Below are 19732 nucleotides of genomic sequence, written 5' to 3'. Positions count from 1 at the left end.
GCCCTTACCGTTTGTCTCGCGCCGTGGTCTCAGTGACGACCGGTGCGGCAGGTCCTGGCGGCGGGCCGGCGACGATCTTCCCGGCCCCCTCCTCCGGCCCGTCCTCCAGCCGGAATCGGGGCAGCACGCGCCCCAGAGCGTCGGGCAGCCACCAGGCCCGGTCGCCGATCAGTTGCATGACCGCGGGTACCAGGAGCAGCCGGATGACGGTGGCGTCCAGGGCGACGGCGACCGCCATGCCGAAGCCGAGCAGCTTGGCCGTGGGATCGACCTGGACCACGAACGAGGCGAAGACCGCGACCATGATCAGTGCCGCCGAGGTGATGACCTTCGCGGTCGAGGCGAGTCCATTCACCAGGGCGTCGTGGCTGTCCGCGCCTCGTTCGTACTCCTCGTGCACGCGGGAGACAAGGAAGACCTCGTAGTCCATGGAGAGCCCGAAGAGAATGGCGAACATGAGAGGCGGCGCGAAGGGGCTGATCGGTGCGGCTTCGGACATGCCGAACAGCTCGCTGCCCCAGCCCCATTGGAAGACGGCGACGACGATCCCGTAGGAGGCGGCGATGGACAGGAGGTTGACCAGCGCCGCCTTGAGCGGAATCACGATCGACCGGAAGAGGGCGAGCAGCAGCAGGAAGGACAATAGGGTCACGACGCCGACGAACCACGGCAGCCGGTCACCGATCCGCTCACCGAGGTCGATGTCGAAGGCCGTCGCCCCGCCCACGTGCACGGTCAGCCCTCCTCCCGCCTCGGGCAGGACGTTGTCGCGCAGGCGGTGGACGAGATCGGCGGTCTCGCTGTCCTGCGGGCTGGTGGTCGGTACGACCGTGATGACTGCCGCCGTGCCGCCTGGGGAGGGCACCGGGGTACTCACGGAGGCCACTCCGGGCGTGTCCTCGACCCTGTCGGCGAGCCGGTCCAGCGCCTGGCCGACGCCATCTGGTGTGTCCACGGCGAGGATCAGCGGCCCGGTGACTCCCGGGCCGAAGGATTGCGTAATCAATTCGTACCCGCGCCGTTGGGTACTGTCGTCCGGCTTCGACCCGGCGTCCGGGTTGGCCAGCCTCAGCGAGAGCGTCGGCAGGGCAAGGACGATGAGGACAGCGGTGGCCGTCAGACCGTAAAGCCAGGGGTGCCGGGAGACGGAGGCTCCGTACGCGCGCCAGCGGGGAGACGGTTCACCTGCCGTGCGCCGCCCGCGCAGGCCGGGGAGGCGCAGGGCGTCGATCCGGCGACCAGCCAAGGCGAGCAGAGCGGGCAGCAGGGTGACGGCGGCGGCCATCATCACCGCCACGGTCACGGCCGCGGCGGTGCCGATGGCCGCGACGGCGGGGATGCCGGTCGTCCACAGTCCGAGGATGGCGACCACGACGGTGCCGCCCGCGAACAATACGGCGCGGCCCGCGGTCGCGTTGGCGCGGGAGACCGCCTCTTCCACGGAATGGCCTTCATGGAGGTACTCGCGGTAGCGAGTGACCACGAAGAGGGCGTAGTCGATGCCCACACCGAGCCCGATCATCGTCGAGACGATCATGGCCACTTGGGGGGTGTCCACGGCGAGGGTCGTCAGACCGACCAGTGATCCGCCCGCTGCCAGGCCGATCAGCGCGATGCCGATAGGCATTCCGGCGGCCACAATGGACCCGAACGCGACCAGGAGGATGACGAGGGCGAACAGGACACCCATCGCCTCGGACTGATGACCGCTGGAACTGTCCCCGGCGTTGGCGATGGGGCCCACGAACTCCACCTCGACACCAGCCTTGTCCAGGTCGGCCGTGGCTTCCTTCAGCCGGTCCAACGGCTGGGCATCGTGCTCACCGAACCGCTTGTCGTACCGCACGCTCACGTAGCCAGTACGGCCGTCTCTGGTCAGTGTCGCGGCGTCAGTCAGCGGGTTGGATACGGCGGCCACGTGCGGCTGGCCCCCGATGGCTCGTAAAGCGTCGGACATCGCGGCACCGGAGGGCGCAGTGCGCAGAGAGCCTTCCTTGGAGCGGAAGGTGAGGACGGCCTCGCTGCCGGCGAAGGCCGGGAACTCCTCCTCGAGCACATCGATGGCTCGCTGCGACTCCGACCCGGGCAGGCTGAGCGTCGTCGAGTAGCGAGGTTCGAACGCCTGGCCGACCGCTACGGCGGCCAGAGCGGCCAAGGCCCACACCAGAATCATCCGCCAGCGTTGCCGAGCCGCCGTGCGCCCGAGCCTGCCCAGTAACGAGGGCATCGCGTCCTCCTGGTTGTGTAGAGCCGTCTAGGCCGACAGTCACGCCATAAAAACACAGCGACAGAAACTTTACAACCACTGTAAATATCGTGACAGGCAAGGGTCGTGCGACAGTAAAGGGCGTGCGACAGCAAAGAAGCGCAGGACGGACAGCCGTCTGGACCCATGTGGAGGTAGACGCATGAGCACGACGACCCCCCGGACGACACTGGGCCTGCGGGAGCGCAAGAAACTGGAGCAGCGCCAGCGCATCATCGACTGCGCTTACCGGATGTTCGCCGAGTCGGGCTTCGAACAGACGACCATGTCAGCCGTCGCTTCGAAGGCTGACGTCTCCGCGAAGACGGTGTTCAACTACTTCCCGACCAAGGAGGACCTCTTCTTCGCCTGCGCTGCCGGGGTCGAGCACGATATCGCCGGACCGATCAAGCGCCGCCCATCCACGCAGTCAGTGGTGGCCGCAGTGCGTGCGGACATGCAGGAGCGCCTTGACCGGCTCTTGCACGCGGAGTTCTACGCCGGGCTGGGAAGCCGTGGACGGATCATCCTCGACAGCCCGGCACTGCAGAGCAAGGTCCGCACCTTCTTCGAGACGCAGGAGCGCGCCGTCACTGAACAACTGCAGCGCGAGCGGACAACCGAGGACGGCGTCCCGGCCGAGGTGGCCGCAGCCATGATCGTCGCCGTGATCCGTCTGGCGCTCGACATCTGCATGCGCGGAGCCGCCGCAGGGCGCCCGGCGGAGGAAGTACACGCGGAGGCGACGGCACTCGTCGAGCGGTCACGGCCGGCACTGGAGGCGACCACCACCTGACGGCAGGTCACGAGAAAATGATCAAAAGGGACACTTGGTCACTCACCATGATCATAGGCGCCATCCATGAAGTAATACGAAAATCGGCTTGAACCAAGGGTGTGCGGCTGTAAGATTCCCGCAAGTGACTTATTTAGTCGCCGAATATAACGGGGGATCACATGGCTGACCGATGTCTGCCGTATACATCGTTACGGGCGGGTGCTGAGCTACGGCTGTTCTGCCTGCCGTACGCCGGGGGCGGCGCCTCGCTGTACCGCGACTGGCCCGACGAGCTGCCCGAGTGGGTCGACGTCCGCCCAGTTCAGCTTCCCGGCCGCGAGAACCGGGCCGACGAGCCCGCGCTGACATCCATCGACGCCCTTGCCGAGCGGCTGGCGGACGAGCTCACGCCACATCTGGACGACACGCCCTTCGCCCTCTTCGGGCACAGCATGGGCGCGCTGCTCGCCTATGAGCTCGCCGCCCGACTGGAGGCGCGGAGCGAGCGAACGGGGCCGATCGCCCTACTGGTGGCCGGACACCGACCGCCCCATCTGCCTGATCATCTCGCACCGTTGTACGACCTGCCCGACAAGGAGTTCCTCGCGGGCGTCTTCGCACTTGACGGGACGTCAGACGAACTCCTGGCCGAGCCGGAAGTCGTCCAGGCGCTGCTGCCGCTGCTGCGCGCCGACTTCACAGCGGTCGACACCTACGTCCACCGCCTCACCGAAGCCGTGCGCTGCCCGGTGACCGTGTTCACGGCGTCGGCCGACCCGACGGTCATCCCCGGGCAGATGAGCCGCTGGTCCGATGTGACCGAGCGGCCGCCTCGCGTGCGCACGCTCCCAGGTGGCCACTTCTTCGTCACCACACACCGCTCGCTGGTCACCGGCATGGTGGCAACCGAGCTGCATCGCGCTCTGCGCGCCGTCCGCGCCTGAAGACGGTCTCCCTCGGCCCTGTACATGCCGTTGGCCACCGCCAGTTCCTGTCGGCCGGGCACGCCTCACCACAACCACGCGGCGCCGCCCGCCCGCAAGCGCATCGCACCTCGCGCCACCACACCACCACGCCCGTGCTGCCCTCAGCCGCGCGGTGGATCCCGTCACTTCTTTCAGACGTGAGGACCATTCATGCCCGAAATGCCTGGTTCCGATGTCCGGCAGCCCGTCCAGCGCCACGCACCAGCGGCTGTATCGCATGAACCGATCGCGCTCGTCGGCATAGGGTGCCGCCTGCCTGGAGCCGATGGCCCGGACGCCTTCTGGCGCCTGCTGGCAGACCGGACCGACACCATCCGTGAAATACCGCCGAATCGTTTCGACCTCGCCACGTACTACCACCCCGAGCCCGGAACGCCGGGCCGCACGTACAGCCGCTGGGGCGGATTCATCGACGGCGTCGACCGCTTCGACGCGGAGTTTTTCGGTCTGTCCCCCCGCGAGGTCGAACGGATGGACCCGCAACAGCGGATCCTGCTCGAAGTCGCGTGGGAGGCCCTCGAAGACGCTGGGATGCCGCCGACGGCACTCGCCGGGACGAGCACCGGCATGTTCCTGGGCCAGATAGCGGGCAACTACTGGGACTTACAGACTCGGTCCACCACGCTGGACATCTACAGCATGATCGGCAGCGGCGCCCGCGCGGTCCTGTCCGGGCGCGTTTCCTACGCCCTCGACCTGCGCGGGCCCAGCATGTCGATCGATACCGCTTGCTCGTCCTCCCTCGTCGCGGTCCACCTGGCCTGCCAGAGCCTGCGAACCGGCGAATCCGAGGTCGCGGTGGCCGGAGGAGTGAACCTGGTGCTGCTGCCCGAGGAGAGCATCACCTACTCCCAGGCCCGGATGCTCGCTCCCGACGGCCGCTGCAAGTTCGCCGACGCCTCCGCCAACGGGTTCGTACGCAGCGATGGAGTGGGCCTGGTGGTGCTCAAGCCACTATCGCGCGCGGTGGCCGACGGCGACCGGATCTACGCCCTCATCGCGGGCAGCGCCACGAACAACGACGGGCAGGGCAGCGGCTATCTGATGACACCCGCCGAGGACGGGCAGGAACGTCTGCTGCGTGCCGCGCTCGCCGACGCCGGAGTCAACCCCACCGACGTGGACTACGTGGAGGCGCACGGTACCGGGACGAGTGTCGGCGACGCCGTCGAACTGCGCGCGCTCGCCTCCGTAGTGGGATCCGGGGCGGGACGCGCTGCGGGTCGGCCCTGCCTGGTGGGCTCGGTGAAGACCAATATCGGACACGCCGAGGGCGCCGCGGGCGTGGCCGGTCTGATCAAGGTGGCGCTCGGCCTCCATCACCGCCGTATCCCGGTCAGCCTCCACCTGGCCGAGCCCAACCCCGCACTCGACTGGGACGGTTCGGCACTGGCGGTCGCCACCGAGGAGGCTGACTGGCCGGATGAGGATCGCCCAGCGGTGGCCGGGGTCAGCTCCTTCGGCATCTCCGGAAGCAACGCACACGTCGTCCTCGTAAGCGCCGCCGCAGCCGATGCCGTGGCCGGGGCGGCGGTGCCCGCCGAAACCGGGACCGAGGCGGCCCACACGGCGGACCAGGTCGCCGGGACGTATCTGATGCCCGTCTCCGCCCGTTCCGCGGCCGCCCTCCGGGCGCTGGCCGGCGCCTACGCCGAGCGGATCGAAGCATGCGACGATCCCGCCGAAGTGGCGGCCGTCTGCGCCGCGGCTGCCTGCGACCGAGCCCACCACTCGCAGCGCGTCGCCGTCACGGGCGGCGACGCCGCCGAACTCGCCGCCGCGCTGCGCGCCGTGGCTGCGGACGGTTCCGTGCCCGACGACCCGGACGCTCCCGAGATCCAGGTGGCCTTCGTCTTTCCCGGGCAAGGCTCGCAATGGGTCGGTATGGGGCGGGAACTGCTGGGCTCCTCACCGGTCTTCCGCGCAGCGGTCGAGGAGTGCGACCGGGCCATCGCCGCCGAGACCGACTGGTCGCTGCTCGCCGTACTCGAAGGAGACCAGGCCGACCGGCTTGAGGAACTCGACGTCGTCCAGCCCACCCTGTGGGCCATGCAGGTCTGCCTCGCCACGCTGTGGCGCTCCTGGGGCGTCAATCCCGATGTGGTGCTCGGCCACAGCATGGGCGAGGTCGCGGCGGCCCACATAGCGGGCGCCCTGGACCTCGCCGACGCCGCCGCCGTGATCTGCCGACGTAGCCGTCTGGCCCGCCGCCTCAGCGGCAGCGGCGCCATGGCCGTGGTCGAATTGCCTGCCGACGAGGCGGCCGCATCACTGGCCGGGCGGGAAGGGCTGGTCTCGATCGCCGCCCACAACAGCCCCCGCTCGACCGTGCTGTCCGGCGACGCCGAGGCCCTCACCGAACTCCTGGCCGAGCTGGAGGCCCGCGACGTCTTCTGCCGCCTGGTCCGTGTCGACTTCGCCTCCCACAGCGCGCAGATGGATCCGATACGCGACGACCTGCTCGATGCCCTGGCCGAGCTGCGACCGATGAAGGCCCACACCGACTTCCACTCCACCGTGCTCGGCCGGCGGCTCACCGGAGACGAGCTCGACGCCGCCTACTGGGCGGACAACATCCGCCGCCCGGTCCTGTTCGCCGAGGCCGTGCGCACGATCGCCGAAGCGGGCCCGACCGTCTTCATCGAGGTCAGCCCGCACCCTGTCATCGCCCCGGCCGTCAACGAGACCCTGACCGGCTCCGGCCTTCCGGGTCAGGCGCTGGGCAGCCTGCGGCGCGAACAGCCGGAGCGCGCCGCGCTGCTGGACACCCTTGCGGAGCTGTACGGACAGGGCGCCGCCATCGACTGGGCGCAGGTGGTCCCCGGCCCTCGCCGCCATGTCGATCTGCCGCGCTACCCGTGGCAGCGGGAGAGCTTCTGGTTCTCACCCGAGCCGAACTTGGCACACTCCCCCGCCGCGCAGGCGACGCCCGCCGCCAGGGCGCCGCACCCGCTCCTGGGCCGCCCGGTCCCCGTGGAGGGCGCCCACTGCTGGGAGGGCCCGCTGGACCGGGACACCAACGCCTATCTTGACGAGCACCGGGTACAGGGAGAGGTCATCCTGCCCGGCACCGCCTACCTGGAGCTCGTCCACGCGGCCGTATGTGAAGTCCTGGGCGACACGCCGGTCACCCTCGCCGACGTCACGTACCGCACCGCCCTCTTTCTGCCCGCCAGGGAAAAGCCGGACCTCAGGGTGCGACTGGAGCCTGGCGCCGACGGCGCCCTGCGGTTCTCGGTGCACAGCCGCCCGGCCGGCGGAGAGTGGCGCCCGCACGCGGTCGGCACCGCACGACGTGAAGCGGCGGCCGGACAGCGTCTCGACCTCGAAGCGGTCCGCACGCGGTGCGCCGAGCACGTGACAGGCCCGGACTTCTACGCCGCCCACGAGTCCCGCGGCAACCACTGGGGGCCGCCCTTCCGCGCCCTCGTCGAGCTGTGGCGCCGCGACGGCGAGACGCTGGCCCGCCTGCGGGCGCCCGAGGAGACTGCCGACGACCTCGCCCACCACCTGTTCCACCCTGCCCTGCTTGACGCGTGCGGCCAGTCACTCGCCGCCACCCTGCCCGTCGAGCCGGGCGCCGTAGCGGGCGACGACGTCTTCGTTCTCGGCGGCATCGACGAGGTCCGCTTCCACCAGCGCCCCTCGGCCGACTTGCTGTGCCACGCCGCGCTGCGCACTGACGGACGGGACGACTCCCTGACTGGCGACGTCCATGTTTTCGGCACCGACGGGCAGCCCGTCGCGGACCTGATCGGGCTGCGCCTCCAGTACCTCGACCCCACCCGGGGCCCTGCGCGCCCCAACTTCGTGACAGCCGGTACCGCCATCGCCTCGAACCCCGAGACGGACTCTTGGCTGTACCAGGTCAACTGGGAGCCCAACCCAGTCGCCGACCCCGCTGCCGCCGCCCCTACGAGGTGGTTGCTCATCACCGGGCCGGGCGACGATTCCGTCGCCGAACTGCTGCGTGAGCGCCTGCCGGGTGACGTCGCCCTCGCCTCCTGGGGAGCGGAGTTCCACAGGACCGCACCTGCCCGCTTCACCTTCGATCCGGCCGATCCCGCACAGACCGAGCGGCTGCTCACCTCGGCGGCCGAGGACTTGCCCGGTACCGGTCCGCTCAGCGTCGTGGACATGCCCACGACCGCGGCTGACCGGCCAGGCGACGGCAGCGCGGCACTGTGCCGATGTCTCGCCCTAGCCCATCTCGTACGCGCCGCAGCCGCCATCGGCCACACACGCCTGGGCGTGCTCACCAGGGCCGCCCAGCCCGTCTTGCCGACCGACACGGTGCCGTGTCCTGAGGAGGCCGCGGTGTGGGGCCTGAGCCGAGTGGTCGCCCGCGAGAACCCCGACCTCGCGTGCGCCCTGGTGGACCTTCCCGCCGACCCGGACGACGCGGACGTCACCTGCCTGGCCGCCCACCTGGCATCCGGTGACGGCGAGGACCAGACGGCCGTGCGCGATGGAGCCCGGCTGACGGCCCGGCTTGCCCGGCGCCGCCCCGCCGCCTCGCCGACGGCCCCGTTGCCCGTACGAGAGCCGCTGCCCCGCGCGGCCACGTCGGCGGCTCCTGTTCGGGTACATGCGGCGGGCGACGGCCCGCTCGGCGAGGTGTCCCTGCGCGCCGACGCGTCCCCGGCACCCGGACCGGGCCAAGTGGCCATCGACGTCAGCGCGTCCGCCCTCAACTTCCGTGACGTCCTGCTCGGCATGGGCATGTATCCGGGCCAGGGACCGCAGCCGCCCACCCTTGGCTGGGAATGCGCCGGAAGGGTGAGCGCGGTGGGGACCGGCGTGGCCGGAATCGCGGTGGGCGACAAGGTGCTCGCGCTCGCCCACCCCGCGCTCAGCAGCCGCGTGGTCACCGACGCCGCGCTGGTCGTACCGTGCCCTACCGGCCTCTCCGCCGAGGAGGCGGCGACCATCCCGCTCGTTCACCTGACGGCCTACCACGGACTGTGCAACCTGGCGGGACTGCGTGCCGGAGAGCGTGTACTGGTGCACTCGGCCACCGGGGGCGTCGGCCTGGCCGCTATCCGTATCGCCCAGTGGAAAGGAGCCGAGGTCCTTGCCACCGCGGGGAGCCCTGAAAAGCGAGCGCTCCTGGGGCTGATGGGCGTACGGCACGTCGCCGACTCCCGCTCACTCGACTTCGTCGAGCGCTTCCGTGCCGCGACGCGCGGTCGCGGTGTGGACGTTGTGCTCAACACCCTGCCCGGGAAAGCGGCTGAGGCCAACTGGCAGCTCCTCGCCCCCTATGGGCGCTATGTCGAACTCGGCAAGCGCGACATCCTGGGCGGCGCGCAGCTCGACCTCCGGCCCTTCGCCCGGAATCTTTCGTACCACGCCGTGGACGTCGCGGACATGATCGTCACCCGGCCGTGGCAGGCGGGCGAGATCCTGCACGACATCATGGACCTGGTGGAGCGCGGAGATCTCGGTCCGCTGCCGTTCAGCCGGTACCCCGCGGAACAGGCGGCCCAGGCCTTCAGCGAGTTGGCCGCCGCGCGGCAGGTCGGCAAGGTCGTGCTCACCTTCGACCCTGCCGAGACGCTCGCCGAGCCTGCCGTCGTCGCGCCGGACGAACCGCTGCCCGCCCACGGCTCGTCGTCGGACCTGACGCCCGCACAGCCACGCGTACCGCAGCATCTGCGTCCGCGTCCGGACGCGACGTATCTGGTGACCGGCGGTCTGGGTGACCTGGGCCGGGTGGTGACTGACTGGCTCATCGACCGTGGCGCCCGGCACGTGATGCTGGTCGGCCGTACGCCGCTGTCGCCCGACGAGCCGCTGGACCCGGCCGCGGCGGCCCTCAGCGCCTGGCGCGCCCGGGGCGTCGAGGTCGGCTACCACGCACTGGACGTGGCCGACGAGAGCGCGCTGCAGACCGCGCTGGCCGAGCGCCGGGCGGCTGGCCTGCCGCCGGTCCGAGGAGCGGTGCACGCGGCCGGGGTGATCCGCTATCAGCCCGTCATGGACCTGGACGCAGACGAGTTGGCGCGGGAACTGCGGCCCAAGACAGCCGGCGCCTGGACACTGCACCAGGCCCTGGAGAACGAGGAGCTCGACTTCTTCGTGCTCTTCTCCTCCGGATCCGCCGTACTCAGCTCCCCCATGCTCGGCGCCTACGCGGCGGGCAACGCGACCATGGACGCACTGGCGCACCACCGCCGCGCCCGCGGACTGACCGCGCTCAGCGTCAACTGGGGATTCTGGGGATCGGTGGGCATGGCCGCCCGGTTCGAGCATGAGCAGGGCCGCCCGCTTGCCCCGCAGGGCATACGGAGCTTCAGCCCCGCGGAGGGGATCGCCGTCCTGGAGTTCCTGATGGCGGCCGACGCCACCCAGGCGCTGGTCATGCCCGCCGACTGGCCCGCGTGGGCCGCGGCCTATCCCGAGGCGGCGGCCAGCCCGATCCTGCGCGGCCTGGTGACCGCGCCCGCCGCAACCGTTGTACCCACCACCTCGGCGCCGCCTCGACCCGAGCCGGATCACCAGCCGTCGCGGCCGACCGCACCACCGCCCGCCGCTGGGGACGTGCCCGCCGCGCCGGAGGTGGCGTCGTATGTGACGGAGCGGGTGGCCGCAGTTCTGCGCAGGCCGGCTGCCCGGGTGCCGCTGCGCCAGCCACTCAACAGGCTGGGCCTGGATTCGCTGATGGCAGTGGAGGTACGTAATCGCATCCAGCGCGACCTGGGCGTGAGCGTGCCAGTGGTGAAGCTGCTGGGCCAGAACACTTTGGCCGGCCTGATCGAGGAGGTAGAGGCCCGCGCCGGCACCGCCCCGCAGGACTCCCCGGGCCCTTCCGGTGACACGCCGAGCCCGGCCGCGTACGAGGTGGTGGAGCTGTGAGCGTCCATGCACTCCTAGAACAATTGCGCGGCCTCGGTGTCGAGGTCAGCGCTGACGGCGACCGGCTGCGGCTGCACGCCCCGGCCGGCGCGATCGACGATGCCCTGCGGGGTCGGCTGCTGGCCCACAAGTCCCAGATCCTCGCCCTCCTGCGCGGCGCTGAGCCGACACCGTCCGTACGCCCCGACCCGCAGCAGGCGCATGCCCCGTTCCCGCTGACCGACATCCAGCAGGCGTACTGGGTTGGCCGCTCGTCCGACTTCGAACTCGGCAACGTCGCCACCCACACCTACCTGGAGTTCGAGCGCACCGAGCTCGATCCGCGACGGCTGGTGACGGCCTGGCGCAAGGTGCTGGCCCGGCACCCGATGCTGCGTGCCGTGGTACAGCCGGACGGGCAGCAGCGCGTCCTCGCGAGTGTGCCGGACTACGAGATCGCCCTCGACGATCTGCGTGCGCTCCCTGATGAGGAGACGCTGGCCACGGTTTCGGCGACCCGTGCCCGTATGTCCCACCAGATCTTCGACACCGCCAGCTGGCCGCTCTTCGAGCTGCGAATCTCCGCGCTGCCCGGCGACCGCTACCGGGTGCACGTGAGCGGCGAGGTACTCGTCGCGGATGCGGGCAGCTGGCAGGTGATCTTCCGCGACTGGGGCACCTACTACGCCGATCCGGAGGCACGCCTTACGCCTCTGGATCTGACGTTCCGCGACTACGTACTCGCCGAGCCGACGGCGCACTCGCCCGCGGACCGGGAACGGGACGAGAAGTACTGGCGGGAGCGGGCCACCGAACTGCCGGGCGGACCCGAACTGCCCTTGGCCCAGCCCCCGAGCGAGATCACCGAACCCCGTTTCACCCGACGGACATGCCGCCTCGAGCGCCGAAAATGGGAGCGCCTCAAGCAGGCGGCCATGGACCAGGGCCTCACGCCGTCGGCAGCGCTGCTCAGCATCTACGCCGCAGTGCTGGGACGGTGGAGCCGCCACCCGCGCTTCGCCCTCAACCTCACCCTGTTCAATCGGCTCCCGCTGCACCCGCAAGTGGGCGAGATCGTCGGGGACTTCACCTCTTTCACGCTGCTTGACGTGGATGTGCGGCAGCCGTCCATGGCCGAACTCGCCACCGGATTGCAGTCCCAGCTGCATGAGCGGCTGGAACACACTGCCCTCAGCGGCGTGGAGGCCTTGCGGGCGATCGGTCAGGAGCGGGGCTCGGAAGGGCGAGGGGTGCACGCGCCCGTCGTCTTCACCAGCCTGATCAACCCCCAGAGCGAAATGATGGAACCGTTCTCCTGGTTGGGCGGCTTGACGCACAGCATCACCCAGACCTCCCAGGTCTGGCTGGACCACCAGACCTTCGAGGAGAACGGCGATCTGGTCGCCAACTGGGATGTGGTGGAAGGACTGTTTCCGGACGGCGTACCCGAAGCCATGCTCGACTCTTATGCGGCCCTGCTGCACAGGCTCGCGGAGGGGGGAGCGTGGGAGGCCGCGGTGCCGGATCTGCTTCCGGCCGAGCAGCGGGCCGCCCGCCTGGCCTACAACGCCACCGAAGCGGAGCTGCCGGACGTACTGCTGCACACCGGGTTCCTGGAACGGGCAGCCGAAACACCCGACGCCGTGGCCGTCATCACCTCCGAAGCCACCCTCACCTACGCAGAGCTGGAACGCCGTTCCGCAGCCGTCACCGCCTGGCTCGCCGAGCGCGGCATCGGCCACGGCGACCTGGTCGCCGTGGTGATGGAAAAGGGCTGGGAACAGATCACCGCCGTCCTGGGCATCCTGCGCACGGGAGCCGCCTACGTCCCCATCGACCCCGACTGGCCCACCCACCGACGCAACCTCATCCTCACCGACTGCAACACCCCCGCCACCCTCACCCAGTCATGGCTGATGGGGCAGCCGGGCCCGGAGGGAATCGCGAGCCTGGCAGTGGACGTCCTGCCCGCGCTGCCCGAACTCGAAGCCGTCACACCGGCCACGGCCGGTCCCGCGGAGCCCGGGGACCTGGCGTATGTGATCTTCACGTCGGGGTCCACAGGTCGTCCAAAAGGCGTGGCCATCAACCACCGGGGCGCGGCGAACACCGTGCTCGACATCAACACCCGCTACAGCCTCGGCTCCGACGACCGCGTCTTCGGCATCTCCGCACTGACCTTCGACCTCTCGGTGTGGGACATCTTCGGCCCGCTCTCTACCGGGAGCACCCTTGTCCTGCCCGAGCCCGGTGCCGTACGGGACCCGGCGCACTGGTCGGAATTGCTGACTGATCACGCCGTGACGATATGGAACTCCGCGCCCGCGCTGATGCAGCTCCTGGTGGAGTACGCCGAGGCCCACGAGGGGGGCCTGCCGGTGGGGTTGCGGGTGGTGTTGCTGTCCGGGGACTGGATCCCGGTCACCCTGCCCGACCGACTGCACGCCCTCCTACCCGACCTGCACATCGTCAGCCTCGGCGGCGCCACCGAAGGATCCATCTGGTCCATCGCCCACGACATCGACCACGTCGACCCCCAATGGCGCAGCATCCCCTACGGACGCCCCCTCACCAACCAGCACATGTACATCCTCGACACCGACATGCGCGAACGCCCCGACTGGACCATCGGCGAAATCCACATCGGCGGCACCGGAGTCGCCCTCGGCTACTGGAACGACCCCCAACGCACCACCGAACGCTTCACCACCCACCCCACCACCGGCGAACGCCTCTACCGCACCGGCGACCTCGGACGACACCTCCCCACCGGAACCATCGAATTCCTCGGCCGCGAAGACTTCCAAGTCAAAATCCAGGGCTACCGCATCGAACTCGAAGAAATCGAAACAGCCCTCCTCGAACACCCATCCATCACCGCCGCCATCGTCACCGCCACCGGCGACCCCCACACCACCCGCCACCTCACCGCCCACCTCACCACCAACACCCACCACCCCAACCCACACCTCACCGACGAACTACGCCACCACACCCGCACCAAACTCCCCACCTACATGGTGCCCACCGAATTCTTCCTCCTGGACCAGCTACCACTAAGCCCCAACGGCAAAGTGGACCGTAAGGCGCTGCCGACAACCACCACGGGGTCAGCCGCTCGAGCAACGGCCCCACAGACTGAGCCCACCGATAGTTCGGTGGCGGCGGACGTCCTCCGCCTCGTCCGCGAGGTGCTCGGCAAACCGGACATCGGGCCCGCTGATCAACTCATGCACCTCGGCGCCACCTCGCTCCACATGGTCCGGCTGGCCAACGCCCTGGAGACCCTGCTCGGCACCCGGCCCCCGCTGGCCGACTTCATCCACCGGGCGACTGTCACCGAGATCGCGGCCCTGTACGAGGAGGCCAGCGATCACCCTGGGACCCGGCCTCCTCGAGCCGAGCAGGCCCTCGGAACACCTCTCACCGCCACGGGCCTGCCGATCCTCACCGACCCCGCAGAGCGCGAGCGGTTCATGGCCGGGCGCCCTGGGCTGCGCGAGCTCACGGTCACGGAGGACTCGCTCATCGCCCTGGCCGACCTACCGCCTGGGGAACCTTCTCTGCTCAACCGGCGCAGTCATCGCCGGTTCGGCACCGAGCCCATCGCCTTCGAGGAGTTCAGCGGTTTCCTGGCCACCGTTCGCCAGTACCAACACCCCGAGGGGCCACGGAGCAACTACGCGTCCGCCGACGGCCTCTACCCGGTGCAGATCCATCTGCACGTCAAGGATGGCCGGGTGCGGGGCGTGCCCGCCGGCTCCTTCTGCTACCGGCCGGACCTGCACTCCTTGGTCCCCCTGCAGCCCGGGCAGCAGTTCACTCGGGACCAGCACGCCCCCGTCAATCGGGTCCCCTACGACGAGGCGGCGTTCTCGGTCTTCCTGGTCGGCGAACTGGCCGCGATCGAACCGATCTGCGGGGAGCTGGGCGGCCAATTCTCCCTGCTGGAGGCGGGTTACATCGGGCAGCTGCTGATGACCACCGCCGCCGCCCATGGCCTCGGCACCTGCCCCATCGGCACGGTGGACACGGATGCCGTGACCGACCTGCTGCGTCTGGGACCAACCCACCACCTACTGCACAGCCTGCTCGTCGGGCCGGCTGAACCGGACCCGGATGGGTCCGGCGCGGCGGGTTCGGGCTCGGCGGACGACGAGATTTGGGAAGAGGGGGAGCTATGACCACCGTCTCCGAGACCGCACTGTCGGAATTCCTCGAAGGCATGGCCCATCGCGGCATCCGGCTCTGGGCGGAGGACGGGCGACTGCGCTACCGAGCCCCGGCCGGTGCCGTCGACGACCGGCTGAGGGCCGACATCCGCGAACTCCGGCCCCAACTGCTCCAATTACTGGAGCGCGCCGGCTCCCACACGCCGGCTCGCGCGACTCCCGCCCAGGCGACCATGATGCCTGCCCCTGACCTCGCGCACGTCCCCTTCCCCATGACCGACATCCAGCAGGCGTATTGGGCGGGGGAGACTGGCTTCTTCGAGCTGGGTGGAGTCCGCGCCCATATCTACCTCGAGTTCGAGCGGCCCAACCTCGATGTGGAACGCCTGACTGCCGCCTGGCGGCGTCTAGTCGAGCGGCACGGCATGCTTCGGGCTGCGGTCGACGAGGATGGACAGCTGCGTGTCCTGGAGCACGTACCGGAATACCGGCCCACGGTGCACGACGCGCGCGATCTGGAGCCGGCTGAGGCCCGAGCCCTGCTGGCCCGGACCCGGGAAACCATGGCGCACGAGGGGCCGTCGACTGACGCCTGGCCGCTGTTCGACGTCCGGGTCCACCTCGCTGACCGTATGGTCCCCACCGTCCATGTCTCGGTCAGTCTGCTTGTGTGCGACGCCCTCAGCACGATGGTTCTCCTCCGGGAGTTGGAGACGCTGTACGAGGATCCAGCCGCCGATCTCGAACCGATCGGCATCGGCTTCCACGACTACGCCCGAGCCCTGGAAAGGTCCCACGACGGCGACGAATACCAGCGCGCCCGCAAGTACTGGCTGGACCGCGTCGCGGAGCTGCCGCCGGCTCCGGAGTTGCCCCTCGGGCGCAGCCCCGCGGACCTGGAACATGCCGAGTTCACCCGCCACTGCCAGCGGCTGCCGCGGGAGACCTGGCGCCGCTTCAAGTACGCCGCCGCACAGCACGGTGTCACGCCGTCCGCCGCGCTGCTCACCGGGTACGCCGAGACGCTGCGCGCGTGGAGCAAGAATCCACGGTTCACCGTCAACGTGCTGCACTCGGCCCGAGGCGAACTCCACCCGGACATCGGCAAGGTCGTCGGCAACTTCAGTTCCACTCTCCTCGTGGAGATCGAGGAGTCGCGGCAGGAGACCAGCTTCGCCGATCGGGCCCGTTCCGTACAGCGGCAGCTGTGGGAGGGCTTGGAGCACGGTGCATTCAGCGGCGTACGCGTACTCGGGGAACTCAACCAGAGCCGCGATCAGCTGAGCCGTGCCGCCATGCCGGTGACATTCGCGAGCGCCCTGTACGTGTCCGAACAGGAAACGGACCAGGTGGCCACCGGCTGGCTGTCCACCCTCGCGGTCTCACGCCTGCAGACGCCGCAGGTCTGGCTGGACCATCAGGTGTTTGAGGAGGACGGCGAACTCGTGGCCAACTGGGACGTGGTCGCCGATGTGTTCCCGCCGGACGTACCGGAGCTGATGTTCGCGGCCTATCTGCGGCTACTGGACACCTTGGCGGAGGGGGGAGCGTGGGAGGCCGCGGTGCCGGATCTGCTTCCGGCCGAGCAGCGGGCCGCCCGCCTGGCCTACAACGCCACCGAAGCGGAGCTGCCGGACGTACTGCTGCACACCGGGTTCCTGGAACGGGCAGCCGAAACACCCGACGCCGTGGCCGTCATCACCTCCGAAGCCACCCTCACCTACGCAGAGCTGGAACGCCGTTCCGCAGCCGTCACCGCCTGGCTCGCCGAGCGCGGCATCGGCCACGGCGACCTGGTCGCCGTGGTGATGGAAAAGGGCTGGGAACAGATCACCGCCGTCCTGGGCATCCTGCGCACGGGAGCCGCCTACGTCCCCATCGACCCCGACTGGCCCACCCACCGACGCAACCTCATCCTCACCGACTGCAACACCCCCGCCACCCTCACCCAGTCATGGATCGACATGGCCGGTCTCCCACCGGAGACGGTAGCTATCGCTGTCGACAGCCTTCCCGAACTGACGGACGCCAAGCGGCCAGTAATCCGGGCGGGAGCGCCTGAGGACCTGGCGTATGTGATCTTCACGTCGGGGTCCACAGGTCGTCCAAAAGGCGTGGCCATCAACCACCGGGGCGCGGCGAACACCGTGCTCGACATCAACACCCGCTACAGCCTGGGCCCCGACGACCGTGTCTTCGGAATCTCCGCACTGACCTTCGACCTCTCCGTGTGGGACATCTTCGGCCCGCTGTCTGCAGGAGGGGCCCTCGTGTTGCCCGACGCCGGGGCGCTGCGGGATCCGGCCCACTGGTGCGAGTCCCTGAGCGAGCACGCCGTGACGATATGGAACTCCGCGCCCGCGCTGATGCAGTTGGTCGCCGAATACGCAGAAGTGATGCCGGGCGCACTGCCGGTGGGGTTGCGGGTGGTGTTGCTGTCCGGGGACTGGATCCCGGTCACCCTGCCCGACCGACTGCACGCCCTCCTACCCGACCTGCACATCGTCAGCCTCGGCGGCGCCACCGAGGGATCCATCTGGTCCATCGCCCACGACATCGACCACGTCGACCCCCAATGGCGCAGCATCCCCTACGGACGCCCCCTCACCAACCAGCACATGTACATCCTCGACACCGACATGCGCGAACGCCCCGACTGGACCATCGGCGAAATCCACATCGGCGGCACCGGAGTCGCCCTCGGCTACTGGAACGACCCCCAACGCACCACCGAACGCTTCACCACCCACCCCACCACCGGCGAACGCCTCTACCGCACCGGCGACCTCGGACGACACCTCCCCACCGGAACCATCGAATTCCTCGGCCGCGAAGACTTCCAAGTCAAAATCCAGGGCTACCGCATCGAACTCGAAGAAATCGAAACAGCCCTCCTCGAACACCCATCCATCACCGCCGCCATCGTCACCGCCACCGGCGACCCCCACACCACCCGCCACCTCACCGCCCACCTCACCACCAACACCCACCACCCCAACCCACACCTCACCGACGAACTACGCCACCACACCCGCACCAAACTCCCCACCTACATGGTGCCCACCGTGATCACCACAGTGGAGGCTCTGCCGCTGACCGCGAACGGCAAGGTGGACCGCTCCGCTGTGGCAGCGTGGGCCCGCGCGGGCACCCAGCCGTCGGTGGGCACACAGCAGTCCCGGCCTCCCCGGGACGATCTCGAGCGGACGATCGCGGCAGCGTGGGCCGAGGTTCTGGGCCTGCCGGACGTGGATGCGGGGAGAGGCTTCCTCAGCTGCGGTGGTCAATCCCTGTCCGCCATCAGGCTGACACTGCGGCTGGAGCGAGAGCTCTGCCACCGGATCCCTGCGGAACTGTTGTTCCGGGACGGCACTGTGGCCGACGTCGCAGACGCCATACGCGGCGCCGACAGCGCATGCGTGGACGAGGGGCAGCATGCCCATTAAACAGGCGCTTACCGACAACACCAGCTACGGCAACACGCGCCAGAGCGAACGTTCCGGGCGACCGGCGACCCAAATACGAACTCTCGACGCCATGTTCACCCTGACTGCCCGGCGACGCTCCGCACGCTTGGCTGTGCGTGAAGAACGGGGCCACCTTACGTACGGGAGAGCTGAGACGCTGGCCACGCAGTGGGCATCGGCCCTTGTACGGAGCGGGGTCCAACTCGGTGATCCGGTGATCGTGCACTGCGACGATCACCGTCAGTCGCTGGTCGCCCAGCTGGCCGTCCTCAAGGCGGGGGGCGTGTGTGTGCCCGTATCCCGCGAGATCGAAAGGCCGGGACTCGAGCGGATCGCAGCAGTCAGCGGAGCACACGCCGTCCTGTGCAGCGCCTCCACGAAAGCGGCGTGGCAATCTTGCGGCCGCCTGTCACTGGCGCTGGACGACGCGGGCACCTGGAAGAAGGTCGGCGCGCTGCGTCCCGAGCCCGCACTGCCGAGATCAGCACCCACCGATGCCGCGTACCTGCTGATCTCCAGGGGAAACAAGCAGGAAACGAGTGGCCAGTTGGTCGACCACCGCGCCTGGCAATTCGCCCTCGCCGCCCGAATCCGCCAGGCCGGTACGGCGGAAAGTATGGTGGCAGTCTGTCAGCCACCGACTGGAGCGCTGACGCTGTCCGCCATGTGGTGGGCCTGCGCCTCCGGCGGCACCCTCGTCCCCCGGGCCCTCGCACTGGGCAACATGGATACCGCTGTGTTCAGCCCCGAGGAGTACACGCGGGTCCTGGAGGCCGCAGCTACAGCGTCACGACCAGTGGGTCCCCGGGCCATCGTGCTGGTCGGCAGCCCCTTCCCACCGGAGTTGGTCGAGCGGCACTTCGCGGCCCTGCCCACCACAAGACTGCTGGCGGAATTCGCCCCGGCGGGCGGAGTCCTGCCGTGGACCGCCCGGGAGTTCTCTCCGCCAAGCCGCTCGGGACTGCCCGACGCCGGCGTGGGCATCCCAGTCCCCCATGTCCACGTACACATCGTCGATCCCGAGGGGCACCCGGTCTCACCGGGCCGAACCGGCGAAATCTGCGCCACTGGCCCGGTTCTGCCCTTCGACAACATCGGGATCCGCGCCCTCGACCGGAAATCACTGCCGGCCGGCGGGACTCTCCTCCGATCGGGCCATCTCGGTCGCTGGAGAACGGACGGAAGCGTGGAGATCACAGCGTAGGGCCTGATGGGAAGCCGTCCGCGATCCGCAGGGGCCAGTGGCC

Annotated in this window: 7 protein-coding genes; 6 read left to right on the top strand and 1 reads right to left on the bottom strand. The window is 69.5% G+C overall.

Translation table 11 applies throughout. From position 1 onward, the window contains the following. Positions 1-4 precede the first annotated feature (4 nt). The gene (locus E5671_RS44895) at positions 5-2227 is read right to left on the bottom strand and encodes an MMPL family transporter (protein ID WP_160509919.1); all 2223 of its coding nucleotides are present in this window, start codon (positions 2225-2227) and stop codon (positions 5-7) included. A gap of 181 nt (positions 2228-2408) precedes the next feature. Here E5671_RS44895 and E5671_RS44890 point away from each other — a divergent pair, with 181 nt between their 5' ends. The 6 genes from E5671_RS44890 to E5671_RS44865 all read left to right on the top strand — a co-directional run bounded on the left by E5671_RS44890 (position 2409) and on the right by E5671_RS44865 (position 19689). Then, positions 2409-3041, top strand: a complete 633-nt coding sequence (locus E5671_RS44890; RefSeq protein ID WP_160509918.1) for a TetR/AcrR family transcriptional regulator — start codon at positions 2409-2411, stop codon at positions 3039-3041. 161 nt (positions 3042-3202) lie between these two features. Then, a complete protein-coding gene (locus E5671_RS44885) occupies positions 3203-3967 on the top strand; it encodes a thioesterase II family protein (protein WP_160509917.1) in 765 nt (254 codons plus the stop codon). A 192-nt stretch (positions 3968-4159) separates the two neighbouring features. Then, positions 4160-10867 (top strand): type I polyketide synthase, encoded by a 6708-nt coding sequence (locus tag E5671_RS44880; protein WP_160509916.1) that lies wholly within the window; start codon positions 4160-4162, stop codon positions 10865-10867. After that, positions 10864-15030, top strand: a complete 4167-nt coding sequence (locus tag E5671_RS44875; RefSeq protein ID WP_160509915.1) for a non-ribosomal peptide synthetase — start codon at positions 10864-10866, stop codon at positions 15028-15030. Before E5671_RS44880 ends, E5671_RS44875 begins: the two co-directional genes overlap by 4 nt. Beyond that, positions 15027-18464 (top strand): non-ribosomal peptide synthetase, encoded by a 3438-nt coding sequence (locus tag E5671_RS44870; protein ID WP_160509914.1) that lies wholly within the window; start codon positions 15027-15029, stop codon positions 18462-18464. Before E5671_RS44875 ends, E5671_RS44870 begins: the two co-directional genes overlap by 4 nt. Beyond that, positions 18454-19689 carry an AMP-binding protein gene (locus E5671_RS44865; protein ID WP_336606026.1) on the top strand — a complete coding sequence of 412 codons (1236 nt, stop codon included), beginning with the start codon at positions 18454-18456 and terminating at the stop codon, positions 19687-19689. The genes E5671_RS44870 and E5671_RS44865 overlap by 11 nt, the downstream gene beginning before the upstream one ends. Positions 19690-19732: the final 43 nt, after the last annotated feature.

Source organism: Streptomyces sp. BA2 (assembly GCF_009769735.1).
Classification (GTDB): Bacteria; Actinomycetota; Actinomycetes; order Streptomycetales; family Streptomycetaceae; genus Streptomyces.
The sequence above is the reverse complement of the archived record's forward strand: the minus strand, read 5'-3'. Positions and strand labels throughout refer to the sequence as shown.